Raw genomic sequence first — 15,429 nt, 5'->3', positions numbered from 1 at the left:
ATGTCCCTGCTGGACGCGCTGACCGACGGCCACCGCATCGCCGACCTCTCGCAGCCGCTGGAGAACGGCATGCCGTCCTCGCCGACGCACCCGCCGTTCCGGTTCGCGCTCGCCCAGCGGCACGGTGACATCGTCCGCGAGGACGGCCTCACCGGGTCGCACGAGCTGATCGTGATGGGCGGGCACGTCGGCACCCACATGGACGCGGTCAGCCACGTCGCGGCCGACGGCGTCCTGCACGGCGGGGTGCCGGTGGCGCAGGCGCTGGAGCGGGGACGCTACCGGGTCGGCGGCATCGAGGCGGTGCCGCCGATCCTGTGCCGCGGGGTGCTGTTCGACATCCCGCGGCTGCGGGAGGTGCCGCGGCTCGGACCGGGGGAGGCCGTCACCGCGGAGGATCTCGCCGCGACCGGTCTGGACGTGCACGCTGGGGACGTCGCCCTCGTCCGCACCGGGTGGGCGCAGCTGTGGGACCGGCCTGCGGACTACCTCGGCGGCGAGGGTGGCGTGCCGGGACTGGATGCGAGCGGCGCGGAGTGGCTGGCCGAGCGCGGGGTGCGCGCGGTCGGCGGCGACACGATCGCGCTGGAGCAGATCGGCCCGGAGGCGGGGCTGGGGCGGCTGCCGGTGCACCGGATCCTGTTGCAGGAGAACGGGATCAACATCATCGAGGTGATGAACCTGGAGGAGCTGGCGGCGGCCGGGCCGGCGGAGTTCCTGTTCGTGTGCGCGCCGCTGCCGGTCGTCGGGGCCACTGGCGCGCCCGTGCGGCCGCTGGCAGTGTGGTGACGCGTGACCGGTCAGAAGGAACGGATGCTCGCGGGGGAGCTGTACCGCGCGGACGACCCGGAGCTGCAGGCCTCGCTGCGCCGTGCGGCGGAACTGCAGCGGCGGTTCAACGACGGCGGGGACCCGGCGGTGCTGCGTGAGCTGCTGGGCTCGGTCGGGGAGGACACCGAGGTGCGGCCGCCGCTGTACGTCGACTACGGCTCGCACGTCACCGTCGGGCCGCGCGCGTTCCTCAACTACGGCGCGGTGCTGCTGGACGTCGCCCCGATCACGATCGGCGCGGACGCGCAGATCGGCCCCGGCGTCCAGCTGCTGACCCCCACCCACCCGCTCGACGCGCGGCTGCGGCGGGACAAGTGGGAGGCCGCGGAGCCGATCACCCTGCACGACAACGTGTGGCTCGGTGGTGGGGTGATCGTGTGCCCCGGCGTGACGATCGGGGAGAACACGGTGGTGGGCGCGGGGTCGGTGGTGACGCGCGATCTGCCGCCGGACGTGGTGGCGGTCGGCAACCCGGCGCGCGTGGTGAAGAAACTCTGAATTTCCTCCCCGTCCCGTCGATCCGGCGTGTGGTGGTTCGACGTACCGGTAAGGACGAGGAGGAAGGACGAGAGCGATGACCACCACGACGCTGCTGACCCGGATCGCACTGGACGACGCGCTCGTCGCCGAGGACCACGCCGAGGAGTGCGGTTTCCTGGACCCGCTGGACCGGATCACCTGCCCGGTGCACCGGCGGTGGATCCACCAGTGCTGCCACAGCGACCTGCACGTCAGCCAGGTCAGCGGGCACCGGTGGTGCCGCCCCTGCAAACGCGCGCTGGAGGTGGCGGTCGACGAGGTGCTCGGCACGGTCGCCCTGAGGTGCCCCAAGTGCGCCCGGGGAAGCCACACCCGCGCCGACGCGCAACTGATCACCGCCTGCGAAGCGAGCCTCGCCGCGGCATCCCGCGCGGTGCGGCGCGCCGCCTGAAGATTTCTCGGTCGCCTGTGCCCGCCGTGCGTCACTTACCGGTGGAGCGCGCCATGCCCCTCCGCAAGCTCGGGTGGCCGGTCTCCGAGGACGCGGTGACCGAGCTCGTCCTCGGCGAACTGAGCGACGGATGTCGGCCTTGCTGCGGGTGCTGCCGGACAAGCAACGCGAGATCGTCGTGCTGCGAGTGGTCGCCGGGTGGTCCGCGCAGGAGACGGCCGAGGTCGTCGGGTCGACCCCGGGCGCCGTGCGCGTCGCGCAGTACCGGGCGCTCGCGAGCCTGCGCAAGGCCCTCGCCGCGAAGGCTCAGCGCGCCCACTCCGGCACCCAGACGTCCCCGCCCGCGGTGGCCCGGTAGCGGCTGTGCAGGTAGCCGAGGAAGCTCGCCAGCACCGGGTGGGCGTTGTCGGCCCGCCAGATCACCGAGTGCGGGTACACCGGCGTCGGGCCGACGACCGGGATCCGGCGCAGGTCGTAGCTCTCCGGCCACAGGTACCGCGAGCCCTCGCCGACGAAGGTGGCCAGCCGGGCCGAGTCGGCGATCTCCGCGAGCAGCGCTTCGACCCCGAAGCTCGGCCCGATCGTGTCGATGGTCAGCCCGAACGCGGCCGCGAGGTCTTCGTAGTAGCCCTTCGCCTCGGTGTCGGCGAGGCCGGGCATCCAGATCGGGTGCCCGGCGAGCTCGGCGAGCGTCACCGCCGCCGCGCGCGCCAGCGGGTGCCGCGGACCGACCAGCACCTGGTGCCGGTCGTCGATCACGCGCGCCGCCCGCAGCCCGGCCGGCACCTTCCCCGCGGTCGCCCGCAGCGACCGGAAGGTGGCGTCGAGCGTGCCCGCGCCGACCTCGGCCAGCGCCGACGCGGCGTCCACGGTCAGGGTCACCACGTCCAGTTCGATGCCGGGCTGCTGCCGGTAGAAATCGTGCAGGATGCCGGCGGCCGCGACCCGCCGGTTCAGCACGTCGATCCGCAGCGCCCGCCGCCCCGGCGTGACCGCCGTCAGCGCGCGCTCGGCCGCGCGGAGCAGTTCGCGGGCGTGCGGCAGGAACGCCTGCCCGTCCACCGTCAGCCGCACACCCCCGGCCGCGCGCACGAACAGCCGCACGCCGAGCTGCCGCTCCAGGCCGGCCACCCGTTTCGACGCCGCCTGCTGCGTGACGCCCAGCTCGTCCGCGGCCGCCTGGAACCGGCCCGCCGCGGCGACCGCGGCGAAGGTGCGCACCGCCTCGAGATCCACGACGCCGAACCTACTGCCACAACCAGCGGTTGTGCCGCCGCGTCGAAGCCGTTGTTGACAAAAGGCAGGTAATTACCTGCATAATGGTCGGCGTGAGCGCGGAAGCGATGGACGTGGTGTTCAAGGCACTGGCCGACCCGACCCGGCGGCTGCTGCTCGACCGCCTGCGGGAGCAGAACGGGCAGACCCTGAGCCAGGTGTGCGAGCCGCTGGGCATGGCCCGTCAGTCGGCGACCCAGCACCTCGACGTCCTGGTGCGGGCCAACCTCGTGACCGTGGTGCGCCGCGGCCGGGAACGCCTGCACTACCTCAACCCCGGGCCCATCCATGAGATCGAGCAGCGCTGGATCGCCGAGTTCGACAAACCCCGGCTGCGTGTGCTCGCGGCCATCAAAGACCAGGCAGAGGAGTACGCCATGACCGTCCCGGACTACGTCTACGTCACCTACATCCGCGCGAGCGCCGACCAGGTGTGGCGGGCGCTCACCGACGCGGACCTGACCGCCCGCTACTGGGGGCACGCCAACATCTCCGACTGGCAGCCCGGTTCGGTGTGGGAGCACCGCCGCGTGGACGGGTCGGGCGCTGTGGACGTGGTGGGCAAGGTGCTCGAGTCCGAGCCGCCGACCCGGCTGGTGATCACGTTCGAGGATTCGCTGGGCGAGTCGCGCGATCCGTCGGTGGTCACGTTCCTCGTCGAGCCTCACGAGGAGATCGTGCGCCTCACCGTGACCCACGAGAGGCTGCCCAACGAGGAGATGCGCAACGGCATCTCCAGCGGCTGGCCCGCGGTGCTGGCGAACCTGAAGTCGCTGCTGGAGACCGGTGACGTGCTGCCGCAGGCGCCATGGGAGATGTCGGCGGCGCACGCCTGACCCCGCCGCGCTGAGCGGCCGCCCGCTCTGTGGGACGGCTACCGCGCAACGCCCGGGATCCCCCATGATCGGAGGAACTTCCACGGCTCAGGGGGTGGTGACGGTGGCCCGGATCCTCCGCGCGTTCGGGCGCGCGCTCGGCAGCATCGGTCACGCGATGGTCCCGGTCGGCGCGCCCTACGACGTCGGGTTCGCGTTGCCCCGTCCGGATTACCCGCCCCTGGGCCATCCGGCGGACCGTCTCACGGTGCCGCTCTCCGGACGGGAACGGGAAGCCTTCCACGTGCTCGCCGCGGACCTCGCGCTGTGAACGTGCGGCGGCGGACCGTGCTCGGCATGGCGGGGGTCGCCGCGGCCGGTCCGGTGTGGACAACGGCGGCCGCGGCGGCCGACACTCCCATCGTGAAACCGCTGCCACCGGAGGACTTCACCGTGCTCGGCACGAACGCCGAGCTGCGGTGGGACTCGCCGCACCCGGTCGGCGACGTCGTGCCGGTGTCCCGGTTCTTCGTGCGCAACCACACCGCCACCCCGCTGCTCGACGCGCGGACCTGGCGCCTGGAGATCACCGGCGACGGGCTGCGCGGCGGCCCGGTCACCGTCACCTACGACGACCTGCTGCGCCTGCCGTCGGAGACGATCACCGCGGCCATCGAGTGCGCGGGCAACGGGCGCAGCTTCTTCACCTCCCAGCAGGGGCAGACCGTCGCCGGCACCGCGTGGCGGCTCGGTGCGATCGGGGTGGCGCGCTGGCGGGGCGTGCCGCTGGCCACGCTGCTGCACCGGGCCGGCCTCGCCCGCGACGCCGTCGACGTGCTGCCCGAAGGCCTCGACGCCGACTACGTCACCGGCGGGGTGAACCTGGGCCGGGTGCGGCGCCCGCTGCCGGTGGGCAAGGCGCTCGACGACGTGCTGGTCGCGTACGAGATGAACGGCGAACCGCTGCCGCCGGACCACGGCTTCCCGGCCCGGCTGGTGGTGCCGGGCTGGATCGGCATCGCGTCCATCAAGTGGCTCGGCCGCATCCAGGTGTCCCGCACCCCGCTCGACTCGCCGTGGGACACGCAGTACTACCGGCTGACCGGCCCGGACTACCCGCCCGAAGGGGTGCTGGTGACGCGGCAGAACACCAAGAGCGTGTTCGAACTGCCGTGGCGGGCGACCCTCGCCGCGGGCCGGGAGCACGTGCTGCGCGGCCGGTCCTGGTCCGGCTCCGGCGGCATCCGCCGGGTCGAGGTGAGCACCGACGACGGCCGCACCTGGCGGCGCGCCGAGTTCGTCGGCAGCGGCCGCGGGTGGCAGCGGTGGACGCTGCGGTGGCGCCCGCACCCGGGCGAGCACACGCTGCGGGCGCGCGCGGTGGACCGCCACGGTGTGGCCCAGCCGGACACCGAGCCGTACAACACGCAGGGCTACCTGTTCGGCGCCGTCGTCCGCCACCCGGTGGTGGCGGTTTCAAGTCGCGGGCCGGTGGCGCGGTCCTGGCCCGCCGCCACGCGCGACGGGCGCTGGGCGCGACCCCGGTGGTGGTGGTCTAGGTCGTGTCCGGTGGTTGATCCGGCCTTGGGTGCTTGATCTTGGGTTGTGGTGGGTCGGGGTGAGGTGGCGAGGCCTGCTGATGCGGGTGCTGCTCACCCGTGGTCACGCCGGCGACAACCCGCAACTGTTGCCGCTGCTCGACGGGATCGCGGTCGCCCGGATCCCCTACCGGACACGACCTAAGCCGTGCGCGTGTAGAAGAAGTTCTCTCCACCGCCCGGGTCGCCGGTCGTCACGGCGACCGGGCAGCCGAGCACCGTGGACAGTTCCCCGGCCAGCCCGGCGACATCGCCGGCCGCCGCGCCGGGGCGTAGCGCCACCACCAGGTCGAGGTCGGAGTCCGGGCGGTCCTCGCCGCGGGCGGCGGGGCCGGTCAGCCACGCCCGCGTGACCGGGTACCGCGCGAGGACCTCGGTGACGCTCCGGCGCTGCCGCTCCAGGAGTTCGCTCGGGCGCAGCGCGTTCACGAGTTCGGTGGCCAGGTGGAACCCCGCGGCGCGCAGGAGGCGTTCGAGCATCGCGACCGATGGCTGGCGGCGGCCCGCCTCGATCGTCGCCACCGTCGACTGTGGCACGCCGGCCAGGCGCGCCAGTTCCCGTTGCGACATTCGCCGCTGCGCGCGGGCAGCCGACAGCAACTTCGCCGCGGTTCCGGTGACAGCGGATCCGCTCTCGATTCCCTCGCTATCGGTACTCGTTTCGTCACCCATTTTCCCGGTGAATTGTCGCGGCGATTGCCCGGAGTATAAGTCCACGTCGGACGCCGCCGCGCAAGACGAGCTGTTGAACCGCGTTTCTTACGCGCCAGTAGGCAAGCCGTGAGTAGATCTTGAAGAGAGATCGTTTCCTGGAAATTGTTTTTCGCGCGCCGCTCGCAGTTTTTCCGGTGTGGCCGCGGGGTAGTTCTCGGCCGGTACATCCTGCTCGCCCCGATGAGTTCGGGGGGTGGCGCGTGGGTTGTCGGCAGGACTCGCCAATCGCCGGAGTCAGGAGGACTTACGAATGAAGGCAGGATCGCGTGTCGCCCTCGGTGTCGGGCTCGGCTACCTACTGGGCCGCACGAAGAAGATGCGCCTGGCGCTGATGATCGCGGCCGCGGGGGCGACCGGCAAGACCGGCGTCACGCCGGGGAAGCTGCTGCAGAACGGCCTGAGCCAGCTCGGATCGTCCGCGGAGCTGACGAAACTGACCGACGTCGCCCGCGACCAGCTGCTGAGCGCGGCGAAGGCGGCCGCGGTGACGGCGGCCTCGCAGCGCATCGAGTCGCTCAGCGAACGTCTCCAGGACGGTGCCAAGCGCCCGTCCGGGGACGAGGGCGCGGAAGAGGAGCCGGAGGAGACCGACGAGGAGACCGAGGACCGGTCCGAAGAAGCGCCCGAAGAGGACGAAGAGACCCAGGAGGAGCCGGAGGAGGAGCCCGAGGAGGAGCCCGCGCCACCGGCGCGCGCCCGCCGCACCGCCACCCGGCGCCGCCGGGCCGAACCGGAACCCGAGCCCGAGGACGAAGACGAAGACGAAGAGCCCGCTCCGACCCGGGCGCGCCGCACCGGCCGGGCGGCTGCCGCTCGCACCCCGGTCCGCCGGGCGCGGAGGTGAGCGCCATGGCGACCGACCAGATCAGGAAGACCCTCGACAAGGCCACCGGCGCGGCCACCGACACGGTCTCCGGCGTGGCCGACGCCGCGCCGAAGCCGTCCACCGAGCTGACCGAAGCCCTGCGCAAACTGGCCGGCGCGGTCACCACCCGCGCGTCGACCTCGCTGGCGAACCGGATCACCTCGACCTCCGGCCGCCTGCAGGACTACGCCTCGGGTGGCGGCGGTGGCGGCCTGATCGAAGCCGTCACCGGCGGCAAGCCCAGCGTCAAGGGCAAGGCCATGATGGGCGCGGTCAAGGGCGGGCTTTCCGGGCTCGCGGACAAGGTGAAGGACGCCGTCGGCGGCGGCGGCGGCGGTGGCGGGGGCGGCAAGCTCAAGGTCACCAACATCGTCGAGCAGGCCGACATCGGCGCCCCGATCGACCTGGTCTACGACCAGTGGACCCGCTTCACCGAGTTCCCGCGCTTCATGAAGAAGGTCGAGAACGTCGACCAGACCAGCGACGAGAAGCTGACGTGGAAGGCGCAGATCTTCTGGTCGCACCGCACGTGGGAGTCCACGATCCTCGAACAGGTCCCCAACGAGCGCATCGTGTGGCGGTCCGAGGGCGAGAAGGGCCACGTCGACGGCGCGGTGACCTTCCACGAGCTGACCCCGGACCTGACCCGCGTCGTGCTGGTGCTGGAGTACCACCCGCAGGGGCTGTTCGAGCGCACCGGCAACATCTGGCGGGCCCAGGGGCGGCGCGCGCGGCTGGAGCTCAAGCACTTCCAGCGGCACGTGATGACCGAGGCGATCCTGCACCCGGACGACGTCGAGGGCTGGCGCGGCGAGATCCACGACGGCGAGGTCCAGGACGGCGACGAGGAACCCGGGAACGAGGAAGAACCCGAGGAACCCGAGGCCGACGAGGCCGAGGCGCCCGACGAGGAAGAACCCGAAGAAGAAGAACCCGAAGAAGAGGCCGAGGAACCGCCGGCGCGGCGTACACGTGCCCGGGCGTCGGCGGGCAGAGGACGGGGGAGCAGGCGATGACGACAGCGGTGCAGCCGTCGGGCGGTGGCGGGGGCCTGGACCGGCCCACCTCCAGCAGTCTCGCGGACGTGATCGACACCATCCTGGACAAGGGACTCGTCCTGGACGCCTACGTGCGCGTGTCGCTGGTCGGGATCGAACTGCTGACCATCGACGCGCGGGTCGTCATCGCGAGCGTGGACACCTACCTGCGGTTCGCGGAGGCGGTGAACCGGCTCGACATCTCCGACACCGAGCAGAAGGGCCTGCCGGACCTGCTGGAGGACGTGACCTCCGGCGGCGCCAAGGCGAAGACACGGGGAGCGCTCGAAGCCGCCGGTGACAAGCTGCAGGACCTCCTCGGCGGCAACGAGGAGCCGGAGCGCGCCGGGCGCCGGAAGGACGGTGGGCGATGACCGAGGAGCGCGAGACGGTGGTCTACGTGTACGGCATCGTGCCGTCCGACGTGGAGACCGATCCGGAGGCCCGCGGCGTCGGCGACCCGCCCGCCGAGGTCCGCGCGGTCAAGCACGACCGGATCGCCGCGCTGGTGAGCGAGGTGCCGAGGGACAAGCCGCTCGGGCGGCCCGAGGACCTCACCGCCCACGCGTCGCTGCTCGACGCGGCCGCCGCCGAGGTGCCGGTGCTGCCGTTGCGCTTCGGCGCCGTGGTCACCGACGAGGACGCCGTGCGCACCGAACTGCTCGAAGCCAACCAGGACGACTTCGTCGCGGCACTGGACGAGCTGGAGGGCAAGGCGCAGTACGTCGTCAAGGCGCGCTACGTGGAGGAGACCATCCTCCGCGAGATCCTCGAGTCCGACGAGCAGCTCGCCCAGCTGCGCGAGGCGATCCGCGGGAAGTCCGAGGACGCCACGCGCAACGAGCGGATCGCGCTGGGCGAGGGGATCGGCAACGCGATCGCCGCCCGCCGCGAGGCCGACACCAAGCGGGTCGCCGACGCGCTCGCCGGGATCGGCGCCCAGATCGCCCCGCGCGAGCCGACGCACGAAGAGGACGCGGTGCATCTCGCGTGCCTCGTCGAGACGGCCAAGCAGTCCGATCTGGAGGAAGCCGTCGACCGCGTCGCGCGGGACTGGTCGGGCCGCGCCGAGGTGCGCCTGCTGGGCCCGCTCGCGGCATACGACTTCGTCGTGACACAACGGCCGGAGGCGTAGCCGATGGGCCTGCTGTCCGGGATCCTCGGCCTCCCGCTGCTGCCGGTCCGCGGCGTGATCCAGCTCGGTGAGCTGATCCAGCGCCGGGTCAACGAGGAACTCGCCGCGCCGGCGTCGATCCGCCGCGAACTCGAAGCGGCGGAGGAGAAACGCGCGGCCGGGGAGATCTCGCCCGAGGAGGAGGCCGAGGTCCAGCAGCAGGTCCTGCGGCGGCTGAACGTGACGGAGACCGACGAGAAGGAGAGGTGACCCGCCAGTGGCTCCACGCGATGAGGCCGAAGGGGACGGCGCGCTGTCCGCGCCGGAAGCGGCGTCGCGGGCACTCGCCCACGCCGGTGAGCTGATCAGCCGGAACCCGGTGTCGGTCACCTCGGTCGAACCCACCGACGACGGCTGGCTCGTCGAGCTCGAAGTGCTGGAGGACCGGCGCATCCCGTCCTCGGCCGACATGCTGGCCCTGTACGAGCTGGAACTCGGCGCGGACGGCGAGCTGCTCGCCTACCGGCGCACCAAGCGGTACGTCCGCGGCCGGGCCGACAGCGGAAGCGGGGTGTCCTGACATGGCCGCTGGGCAGCCGGCCACCACGCCGGGCGGAGGCGGGTCCCCCGCGCTCGGCAACCACCAGCCCGCCAACCTGGGGGACATCCTCGAGAGAGTGCTCGACAAGGGCCTGGTGATCGCCGGGGACATCCGGGTCAACCTGCTCGACATCGAACTGCTGACCATCAAGCTGCGGCTGGTGATCGCCTCGCTGGAGACCGCGCGGGAGGTCGGGATCAACTGGTGGGAAAGCGATCCGTGGCTCTCCGGCGACACCACGCGGCTGCAGCGGGAGAACCGCGAGCTGCGGGCCCGCGTCGAGGAGCTGGAGGGCGCGGACGAGCGCGCCGTGATCGAGGACCGGCACCGTGACTGAGGACAGCGGGATCTGGCTCTACGCCGTGACCCGGCGGGAGGGCGCCGGCGCGGCAGGGGAACTGCCCGGCGTCGCCGGGGAAGCGCTGCGCACGGTGGAGGCAGGCGGGCTGGCGGCGGTCGTCGGCGACGTTCCACTGGAGACGTTCGGCGAGGAGGCCCTGCACCGCAACCTGGAGGACCTGGACTGGCTCGGCGCCGTGGCCCGCGCGCACGACGCCGTGGTCGGCGCCCTCGCCGGCGCCGGTCCGGTCGTGCCGGTGCGGCTGGCCACGGTGTACCGCGACGAGCACGGCGTGCGCCGCGTCCTCGAACACCGCGGGCACGAGCTGACGCGCACCCTGGACCGCGTCGCCGGGCGGACCGAGTGGGGCGTCAAGGTCTTCGCCGGAGAGCCGCCGCCCGGGCGCGAGGAGACGCCGTCCCGCCGGGGGGCCGGGACGGCGTACCTCGCCCGGCGCCGGGCCGAACGGGACGCGCGCGCGGAATCCGAACGGCTCGCGCGCGAGCAGGCCGCGAAGGTCCATTCCAGACTCGCGGCGCTGGCCGCCGGCGCGCGCCTGCACCCGTTGCAGAGCAAGGCGTTGTCCGGTGACGACCAGCAGATGGTGCTCAACGCCGCCTACCTCGTCGGCGACGACGACGCGCGCACCTTCGCCGAGGCGGTGGCGGCCTGCGACGACGACAGCCCGGCGATCCGGGTGCAGCTCACCGGGCCGTGGCCGCCGTACTCGTTCTCGTCCTTGGAGGAAACATGACCGAACCGGTTCCCGCGCCCGTCGCCGACCAGCCGGTGGCGCTGGTCGACCTGCTCGACCGGGTCCTCGCCGGCGGGGTCGTCGTGACCGGCGAGATCACCCTGTCCATCGCCGACGTCGACCTCGTGCACATCTCGCTGCGGACCCTGCTGTCCTCCGTGAGCGCCCTGCAGCCCGCCGATGACTGACCCCGCGAAGCGCCGCATCGACACCGATCCGGACAGCGTCGAGCGCGGTCTGGCCGGCCTCGTGCTGACCGTGGTGGAACTGCTGCGGCAACTGATGGAGAAACAGGCGCTGCGCCGGGTCGACCGCGGCGACCTCACCGACGAGCAGATCGAGGCGATCGGGCTGACGCTCATGCGCCTGGACGAGCGCATGACGGAACTGTGCGAGCATTTCGGGGTGTCCCCGGAGGAATTGAACATCGATCTCGGCCCGCTCGGCCCGTTGCTGTCGGATCGGCGGTGATGTGAAAAAGGTTTCGCCGGGAATTGTCCGGGAATCCGGAAGCATCGCCGAACAATGGAGTTGCGATGGCTATATCCGGAATCATCAGTGCCTTGCTCGTGGGGTTGGTCATCGGTGTTCTCGGCCGCCTGCTGGCGCCGGGGAAGCAGAACATCCCGATCTGGCTGACCATCGTCGTCGGTATCGTCGCGGCCTTCGCAGGCACCGCGATCGCCCGGGGTGTCGGGTACGCCGACACCGACGGTATCGACTGGCTCGAAGTGCTGACCCAGCTGGTGCTCGCCGTCCTCGGGGTCTCGCTGGCCACCGCCCTGCGGGGCGGCCGCCGGCGCAAGCTCATGCACTGACCCCCTTCCCGGCCCGGCCCGGTCCGGACACGGTTTCCGGCCCGGGCCGGGCGCCCGGTCCCCTCAGTTCACGGATGTGAAAGATGAACCTCACCGAATTCTGGAACGACGCGGTCGGAGCCGTGATCACGTTCCTGCCGAAGTTCGCCGTATTCCTGGTTGTGCTGGTCGTCGGCTGGCTCGTCGCGAAGGCGTTGCGCAAGGTCGTCAAAGTCGTGCTGGAACGGGTCGGTTTCGACCGGGCCGTGGAGCGCGGCGGGATCAAGCGAGCGCTGGAACAGTCCCGGTACGACGCGAGCGGGCTGCTGGCCGCGCTCGTCTACTACGCGGTCCTGCTGATCGCCCTGCAGCTGGCGTTCGGCGTGTTCGGGCCGAACCCGGTCAGCGCCATCCTGGCGGCCATCGTCGCCTGGCTGCCGCGCGCCATCGTGGCCATCGTCATCGTGATCGTCGCCGCGGCCGTCGGCAGCGCGCTGCACGACCTGATCCGCGGCGCGATGGGCGGGCTCAGCTACGGCCCGCTGGTCGCGAAGATGGTGCAGGTCGTGGTGATCGCCTTCGGTGTCATCGCGGCGCTGAACCAGATCGGCGTGGCCACCACGGTCACCGGGCCGGTGCTGATCGCACTGCTCGCGACCGTCGGCGGTGTGCTGGTCGTCGGCGCGGGCGGTGGCCTGATGCGGCCGATGCAGCAGCGCTGGGACCGCTGGCTCAACCGGGCCGAGGAGGAGATCCCGTCGGCCCGCACCAGGGCCGAGGCCTACCGCCGCGGCCGCGAGGACGCGGAACGGGAAGCCGGCGCCGGGGCGCCGCGGCACGCGGCCGAAACCGCCACGATGCCGCAGGAACGGACCGCGGCGATGCCGCCGTCGTCGTCGCCGGGCAGCGGGACGATGCCGCAGGACCGGCCGCAGGCCTGACCTCGTGCAGCGAACGGGGCGCCACTACTCGTGGCGCCCCGTTCGCTTGCCGTGCGCGGATTTCGCCCGCGCCGGACGTTCGTCGTGAATCCCGGGGACCATCGGCACTTCCGCGCGGGGCCGCGGGCGCACCACGATGCCTTCATCCCACAGGTCTCCAGGAGGGTCGCGATGAAGATCGACGAGCTGATCGAGAAGGCGAAGAGCTCGGCCGGTGCGAAGCTCGTGTACACCGAGCCCTACGAGAAGGACGGCATCACGGTGATCGCGGCGGCGAGCGTCGCCAGCGGCGCGGGCGGCGGCGACGGCGTCGACAAGGAGGGGCAGCACGGCGAGGGCGGCGGGTTCGGACTGACCGCCAAGCCGACCGGGGCCTACGTCATCAAGGACGGCACGCTGCGCTGGGAGCCTGCCATCGACGTCAACCGGCTGGTCGGCGTCGTGGGCGCGGTCGTCGTGGCCGTGTTGCTGTTCAGCTCGCGCATCGCGAAGGTCCACGCCCGCCGGGCCATCGCGCGGGCCGCGGCGGTGCCCGCGCCCTGACCGCTGGCCGGCGCGGTGCCGTCAGCGCACCACGGACGCCCCGGGCCGGGGCGCGTCGGCGTGCTCGCCGGTCTGGAGTTTGGCGGCGAGCACGGCCGCCTGGGTGCGGCGTTCCAGTCCGAGTTTGGCCAGCAGCCGGGAGACGTAGTTCTTGATGGTCTTCTCGGCGAGGAACATGCGCTGGGCGATCTGGGCGTTGGTCAGTCCTTCGCCGATGAGGTCGAGCAGGGTGCGCTCGCGGTCGGTGAGGCCGGCCAGCGGCCCGTGGTCGGCGGCGTTCGCCCGCAGTTTGGCCATCAGGGTCGACGCGGCACGCGTGTCGAGCAGGGACCGGCCGGAGCCGACCTCGCGCACGGCCGACACCAGGTGCAGCGCGGCGATGTCCTTGATGGCGTAGCCGCCCGCGCCGGCGAGGATGGCGTTGAGCATGGCCTCCTCGTCGGTGTAGGAGGTCAGGATGAGGACGTTGAGCCCGGGGATCCGTGACCGCAGCTCACGGCAGAGTTCGATGCCGTTGCCGTCGGGCAGGCGCACGTCGAGCACCACGACGTCGGGTTTGAGCGCGGGGATCCGGGCCATGGCCTGCGCGGCGGTGGCGGCTTCGCCGACGACCTCGAGTTCGGAGTCGGTGCCGAGCAGCTCGGCGACGCCGCGGCGGACGACCTCGTGGTCGTCGACCAGGAACACGGTGATCACGGCAGGACCCTTTCGCAGGTGACCTCCCCAACCTAGAGCCAACCGGAGCTCGCGTGACCCGGCGGAAGTCACCTCCGGCGGGGACCAAGGTCACTTTCGCGTCTCACCACCTGCCCCGGTGCGTTCCCGGCGGTTGTTAACGGGCCGTTTTCCCCGGTCCGCCCGCAGCGCGGGGAGACTGGGCGGATGAGCACCGGAACCGGCTATGTGCTTGGGCACCACGATCCCGAGGTCGAGCGGCTCCTCCTGCAGGGGCGCCTCTACCGCGGCCACACCGAGCACGCCTTGCGCCAGGCCGGGCTCGAACCCGGCATGCGCGTCCTTGACGTCGGCTGCGGCCCGGGCGACGTGTCGATCGCCGCGGCGCACCTCGTCGGGCCCGCGGGGTCGGTGACCGGTGTCGACGCGCAGGCCTCGATCCTCGACCTCGCCGCGCAGCGGGCCGCCGGGGCCGGGCTGTCGAACGTCACATTCCGCCACGCCGCGATCGAGGAGCTGGACGCGCCCCGGCCGTTCGACGCGGTCATCGGCCGCCTGATCCTCATGCACCTGCCGGACCCGGTCGCCGCGCTGCGCCGGCTGGCCGGGCTGGTCCGGCCGGGCGGCCTGGTGTCCTTCCAGGACTTCGACGTCAGCGGCGCCCGCAGCGCCCCGGAGATCTCGCTGTTCGACCGGGTGCGGGACATCATCGTGCAGGCGTTCCGGGGTGCGGGCGCGACCACCGAGACGGGCACCGCGCTGCCGGGGCTCTTCCACGCGGCCGGCCTGCCCATGCCCGCCTTGACGATGGGCGCGTGCCTCGGCCCACTGTCCGATCCGGACATCCTGGGCTTCGTGATGGGCGTGTGGCGCGCCCTGTTGCCGGTGGCCGTCCAACTCGGACTGGACGTCGGCGACCTCGCCGACCTCGACCGCCTGCCCGCCCGGCTGGTCGCCGAGGCGACGGAAGCCGGCGCAATCGCGATCCTGCCGCCGCTGGTCAGCGCCTGGGCGCGGGTGCCAACCGTCTGAGCGTCAGGACAGGCCCAGCCGGCGCAGCGCTTCCGGCAGCCGGTCGAGCAACGGCTGCGGCGCCTGCCCGCCGAGCGTGGCGCGCAGGTACAGCCCGTCGCCCAGCAGTCCCACGATCTCGGCGGTGAGCGGATCGCCGACGTGCCCGGCCAGCAGCTCCGACCACAGCCGGCCGACCTCGTTCATCGCGTCGGTGACCTTCGGCTCGCTGCCCAGCAGCCGCAGCGCGGCGATCGACGCGCGGTGGGCGGGCTTGGTCATGTCCGCGTCGGTCACCGAGGAGAGCAGGTAGTAGCGCACCACGCCCTCGGGCGCGGTGCGCGCGTACTCGACGTCCGCCGCCGTCAGCCGCAGCAGCCGGTCGAGGAGGCCGTCGAGCAGGGCGTCCTTCGACCCGAAGTGGTACAGCAGCCCGCCCTTCGACACCTTCGCGCGCGCGGCGACGGCGTCGAGCGTGACCGCGGCCGAACCGCTCTCGATGAGGATGTCCTGGTAAGCGTCGAGGATCTGTTCCCGCGCGGAGGGGCGTCCCATGACGCTTGACTATACCGTCCGGACGGTTTAGT

The 15,429-nt window shown here is 72.3% G+C and carries 24 protein-coding genes and 1 pseudogene; 21 read left to right on the top strand and 4 right to left on the bottom strand.

The genetic code is table 11. From position 1 onward, the window contains the following. The 4 genes and pseudogenes from ACCP09_RS30900 to ACCP09_RS30885 all read left to right on the top strand — a co-directional run. The gene (locus ACCP09_RS30900; RefSeq protein WP_433752205.1) at positions 1–789 is read left to right on the top strand and encodes a cyclase family protein; all 789 of its coding nucleotides are present in this window, start codon (positions 1–3) and stop codon (positions 787–789) included. Positions 790–813: 24 nt separating this feature from the next. Beyond that, the gene (locus ACCP09_RS30895; RefSeq protein WP_123687384.1) at positions 814–1,329 is read left to right on the top strand and encodes a sugar O-acetyltransferase; all 516 of its coding nucleotides are present in this window, start codon (positions 814–816) and stop codon (positions 1,327–1,329) included. Positions 1,330–1,405: 76 nt separating this feature from the next. Beyond that, positions 1,406–1,762: a hypothetical protein gene (locus ACCP09_RS30890; RefSeq protein WP_027929998.1), complete on the top strand. Its 357-nt coding sequence runs from the start codon at positions 1,406–1,408 to the stop codon at positions 1,760–1,762. A 124-nt stretch (positions 1,763–1,886) separates the two neighbouring features. Then, positions 1,887–2,120: pseudogene (locus ACCP09_RS30885) on the top strand (sigma factor-like helix-turn-helix DNA-binding protein); the annotation flags it as partial. On the opposite strand, the gene ACCP09_RS30880 reads toward ACCP09_RS30885, so the two are convergent. Continuing rightward, the gene (locus ACCP09_RS30880; protein ID WP_433752202.1) at positions 2,069–2,998 is read right to left on the bottom strand and encodes a LysR family transcriptional regulator; all 930 of its coding nucleotides are present in this window, start codon (positions 2,996–2,998) and stop codon (positions 2,069–2,071) included. The pseudogene ACCP09_RS30885 and the gene ACCP09_RS30880 sit on opposite strands and share 52 nt — an antisense overlap. A gap of 83 nt (positions 2,999–3,081) precedes the next feature. Between ACCP09_RS30880 and ACCP09_RS30875 the strand changes: the two genes are divergently transcribed. The 3 genes from ACCP09_RS30875 (at position 3,082) to ACCP09_RS30865 (ending at position 5,448) form a co-directional block, all read left to right on the top strand. Continuing rightward, complete coding sequence (locus ACCP09_RS30875) at positions 3,082–3,873, top strand: ArsR/SmtB family transcription factor (protein WP_027929995.1); 792 nt, start codon at positions 3,082–3,084, stop codon at positions 3,871–3,873. A gap of 64 nt (positions 3,874–3,937) precedes the next feature. Continuing rightward, a complete protein-coding gene (locus tag ACCP09_RS30870) occupies positions 3,938–4,183 on the top strand; it encodes a hypothetical protein (RefSeq protein WP_228684650.1) in 246 nt (81 codons plus the stop codon). A 26-nt stretch (positions 4,184–4,209) separates the two neighbouring features. Beyond that, positions 4,210–5,448: a sulfite oxidase gene (locus tag ACCP09_RS30865; protein ID WP_433752200.1), complete on the top strand. Its 1,239-nt coding sequence runs from the start codon at positions 4,210–4,212 to the stop codon at positions 5,446–5,448. A 143-nt stretch (positions 5,449–5,591) separates the two neighbouring features. Here ACCP09_RS30865 and ACCP09_RS30860 read toward each other — a convergent pair whose 3' ends face one another. Then, positions 5,592–6,122, bottom strand: a complete 531-nt coding sequence (locus tag ACCP09_RS30860; protein WP_433752198.1) for a helix-turn-helix domain-containing protein — start codon at positions 6,120–6,122, stop codon at positions 5,592–5,594. Positions 6,123–6,414: 292 nt separating this feature from the next. Between ACCP09_RS30860 and ACCP09_RS30855 the strand changes: the two genes are divergently transcribed. The 13 genes from ACCP09_RS30855 to ACCP09_RS30795 all read left to right on the top strand — a co-directional run bounded on the left by ACCP09_RS30855 (position 6,415) and on the right by ACCP09_RS30795 (position 13,156). Then, on the top strand, positions 6,415–7,008 hold the full coding sequence (locus ACCP09_RS30855; protein WP_027929991.1) for a hypothetical protein: 594 nt from the start codon (positions 6,415–6,417) through the stop codon (positions 7,006–7,008). Between the two features lie 5 nt (positions 7,009–7,013). Further along, positions 7,014–8,045, top strand: coding sequence for an SRPBCC family protein (locus ACCP09_RS30850; RefSeq protein WP_433752196.1), 1,032 nt, complete (start codon positions 7,014–7,016; stop codon positions 8,043–8,045). Next, positions 8,042–8,440 carry a gas vesicle protein GvpJ gene (gene gvpJ / locus ACCP09_RS30845; protein WP_027929989.1) on the top strand — a complete coding sequence of 133 codons (399 nt, stop codon included), beginning with the start codon at positions 8,042–8,044 and terminating at the stop codon, positions 8,438–8,440. Before ACCP09_RS30850 ends, gvpJ begins: the two co-directional genes overlap by 4 nt. Next, positions 8,437–9,201 (top strand): GvpL/GvpF family gas vesicle protein, encoded by a 765-nt coding sequence (locus ACCP09_RS30840; RefSeq protein ID WP_027929988.1) that lies wholly within the window; start codon positions 8,437–8,439, stop codon positions 9,199–9,201. The genes gvpJ and ACCP09_RS30840 overlap by 4 nt, the downstream gene beginning before the upstream one ends. 3 nt (positions 9,202–9,204) lie before the next feature. After that, the gene (locus tag ACCP09_RS30835; RefSeq protein WP_027929987.1) at positions 9,205–9,450 is read left to right on the top strand and encodes a gas vesicle protein GvpG; all 246 of its coding nucleotides are present in this window, start codon (positions 9,205–9,207) and stop codon (positions 9,448–9,450) included. Between the two features lie 7 nt (positions 9,451–9,457). After that, a complete protein-coding gene (locus ACCP09_RS30830; RefSeq protein WP_037322426.1) occupies positions 9,458–9,760 on the top strand; it encodes a gas vesicle protein in 303 nt (100 codons plus the stop codon). Position 9,761: 1 nt separating this feature from the next. After that, positions 9,762–10,118 carry a gas vesicle protein gene (locus ACCP09_RS30825; protein WP_027929985.1) on the top strand — a complete coding sequence of 119 codons (357 nt, stop codon included), beginning with the start codon at positions 9,762–9,764 and terminating at the stop codon, positions 10,116–10,118. Beyond that, on the top strand, positions 10,111–10,875 hold the full coding sequence (locus tag ACCP09_RS30820; RefSeq protein ID WP_027929984.1) for a GvpL/GvpF family gas vesicle protein: 765 nt from the start codon (positions 10,111–10,113) through the stop codon (positions 10,873–10,875). The genes ACCP09_RS30825 and ACCP09_RS30820 overlap by 8 nt, the downstream gene beginning before the upstream one ends. Further along, positions 10,872–11,063, top strand: coding sequence for a gas vesicle protein (locus ACCP09_RS30815; protein ID WP_017982634.1), 192 nt, complete (start codon positions 10,872–10,874; stop codon positions 11,061–11,063). Before ACCP09_RS30820 ends, ACCP09_RS30815 begins: the two co-directional genes overlap by 4 nt. Beyond that, positions 11,056–11,346 carry a gas vesicle protein K gene (locus ACCP09_RS30810; RefSeq protein WP_433752192.1) on the top strand — a complete coding sequence of 97 codons (291 nt, stop codon included), beginning with the start codon at positions 11,056–11,058 and terminating at the stop codon, positions 11,344–11,346. The genes ACCP09_RS30815 and ACCP09_RS30810 overlap by 8 nt, the downstream gene beginning before the upstream one ends. A gap of 65 nt (positions 11,347–11,411) precedes the next feature. Then, on the top strand, positions 11,412–11,693 hold the full coding sequence (locus ACCP09_RS30805; RefSeq protein WP_026153151.1) for a GlsB/YeaQ/YmgE family stress response membrane protein: 282 nt from the start codon (positions 11,412–11,414) through the stop codon (positions 11,691–11,693). Between the two features lie 83 nt (positions 11,694–11,776). Then, the gene (locus tag ACCP09_RS30800) at positions 11,777–12,613 is read left to right on the top strand and encodes a mechanosensitive ion channel family protein (RefSeq protein WP_027929983.1); all 837 of its coding nucleotides are present in this window, start codon (positions 11,777–11,779) and stop codon (positions 12,611–12,613) included. Between the two features lie 171 nt (positions 12,614–12,784). Then, positions 12,785–13,156, top strand: coding sequence for a sporulation protein (locus tag ACCP09_RS30795; protein ID WP_027929982.1), 372 nt, complete (start codon positions 12,785–12,787; stop codon positions 13,154–13,156). Between the two features lie 21 nt (positions 13,157–13,177). Here ACCP09_RS30795 and ACCP09_RS30790 read toward each other — a convergent pair whose 3' ends face one another. Further along, positions 13,178–13,852 (bottom strand): response regulator, encoded by a 675-nt coding sequence (locus ACCP09_RS30790; RefSeq protein WP_433752189.1) that lies wholly within the window; start codon positions 13,850–13,852, stop codon positions 13,178–13,180. 186 nt (positions 13,853–14,038) lie between these two features. Between ACCP09_RS30790 and ACCP09_RS30785 the strand changes: the two genes are divergently transcribed. After that, on the top strand, positions 14,039–14,863 hold the full coding sequence (locus ACCP09_RS30785; RefSeq protein WP_433752187.1) for a class I SAM-dependent methyltransferase: 825 nt from the start codon (positions 14,039–14,041) through the stop codon (positions 14,861–14,863). 3 nt (positions 14,864–14,866) lie between these two features. Here the strand turns inward: ACCP09_RS30785 and ACCP09_RS30780 are convergent, their stop codons facing one another. Next, complete coding sequence (locus ACCP09_RS30780; protein WP_433752185.1) at positions 14,867–15,397, bottom strand: TetR/AcrR family transcriptional regulator; 531 nt, start codon at positions 15,395–15,397, stop codon at positions 14,867–14,869. Positions 15,398–15,429: the final 32 nt, after the last annotated feature.

The sequence above is a fragment of the Amycolatopsis sp. 3B14 genome (assembly GCF_050958625.1).
Taxonomy (GTDB): Bacteria; Actinomycetota; Actinomycetes; order Mycobacteriales; family Pseudonocardiaceae; genus Amycolatopsis_E; species Amycolatopsis_E thermoflava.
The sequence above is the reverse complement of the archived record's forward strand: the minus strand, read 5'-3'. Positions and strand labels throughout refer to the sequence as shown.

Excerpts from the sequence above, each read along its gene's own strand:
- ACCP09_RS30900 (WP_433752205.1), top strand. The coding sequence starts at position 1 with ATGTCCCTGCTGGACGCGCTGACCGACGGCCACCGCATCGCCGACCTC.
- ACCP09_RS30895 (WP_123687384.1), top strand. The coding sequence starts at position 814 with ATGCTCGCGGGGGAGCTGTACCGCGCGGACGACCCGGAGCTGCAGGCC.
- ACCP09_RS30890 (WP_027929998.1), top strand. The coding sequence starts at position 1,406 with ATGACCACCACGACGCTGCTGACCCGGATCGCACTGGACGACGCGCTC.
- ACCP09_RS30875 (WP_027929995.1), top strand. The coding sequence starts at position 3,082 with ATGGTCGGCGTGAGCGCGGAAGCGATGGACGTGGTGTTCAAGGCACTG.
- ACCP09_RS30870 (WP_228684650.1), top strand. The coding sequence starts at position 3,938 with ATGATCGGAGGAACTTCCACGGCTCAGGGGGTGGTGACGGTGGCCCGG.
- ACCP09_RS30865 (WP_433752200.1), top strand. The coding sequence starts at position 4,210 with ATGGCGGGGGTCGCCGCGGCCGGTCCGGTGTGGACAACGGCGGCCGCG.
- ACCP09_RS30860 (WP_433752198.1), bottom strand. The coding sequence starts at position 6,122 with ATGGGTGACGAAACGAGTACCGATAGCGAGGGAATCGAGAGCGGATCC.
- ACCP09_RS30855 (WP_027929991.1), top strand. The coding sequence starts at position 6,415 with ATGAAGGCAGGATCGCGTGTCGCCCTCGGTGTCGGGCTCGGCTACCTA.
- ACCP09_RS30850 (WP_433752196.1), top strand. The coding sequence starts at position 7,014 with ATGGCGACCGACCAGATCAGGAAGACCCTCGACAAGGCCACCGGCGCG.
- gvpJ (WP_027929989.1), top strand. The coding sequence starts at position 8,042 with ATGACGACAGCGGTGCAGCCGTCGGGCGGTGGCGGGGGCCTGGACCGG.
- ACCP09_RS30840 (WP_027929988.1), top strand. The coding sequence starts at position 8,437 with ATGACCGAGGAGCGCGAGACGGTGGTCTACGTGTACGGCATCGTGCCG.
- ACCP09_RS30835 (WP_027929987.1), top strand. The coding sequence starts at position 9,205 with ATGGGCCTGCTGTCCGGGATCCTCGGCCTCCCGCTGCTGCCGGTCCGC.
- ACCP09_RS30825 (WP_027929985.1), top strand. The coding sequence starts at position 9,762 with ATGGCCGCTGGGCAGCCGGCCACCACGCCGGGCGGAGGCGGGTCCCCC.
- ACCP09_RS30815 (WP_017982634.1), top strand. The coding sequence starts at position 10,872 with ATGACCGAACCGGTTCCCGCGCCCGTCGCCGACCAGCCGGTGGCGCTG.
- ACCP09_RS30810 (WP_433752192.1), top strand. The coding sequence starts at position 11,056 with ATGACTGACCCCGCGAAGCGCCGCATCGACACCGATCCGGACAGCGTC.
- ACCP09_RS30805 (WP_026153151.1), top strand. The coding sequence starts at position 11,412 with ATGGCTATATCCGGAATCATCAGTGCCTTGCTCGTGGGGTTGGTCATC.
- ACCP09_RS30800 (WP_027929983.1), top strand. The coding sequence starts at position 11,777 with ATGAACCTCACCGAATTCTGGAACGACGCGGTCGGAGCCGTGATCACG.
- ACCP09_RS30795 (WP_027929982.1), top strand. The coding sequence starts at position 12,785 with ATGAAGATCGACGAGCTGATCGAGAAGGCGAAGAGCTCGGCCGGTGCG.
- ACCP09_RS30785 (WP_433752187.1), top strand. The coding sequence starts at position 14,039 with ATGAGCACCGGAACCGGCTATGTGCTTGGGCACCACGATCCCGAGGTC.
- ACCP09_RS30780 (WP_433752185.1), bottom strand. The coding sequence starts at position 15,397 with ATGGGACGCCCCTCCGCGCGGGAACAGATCCTCGACGCTTACCAGGAC.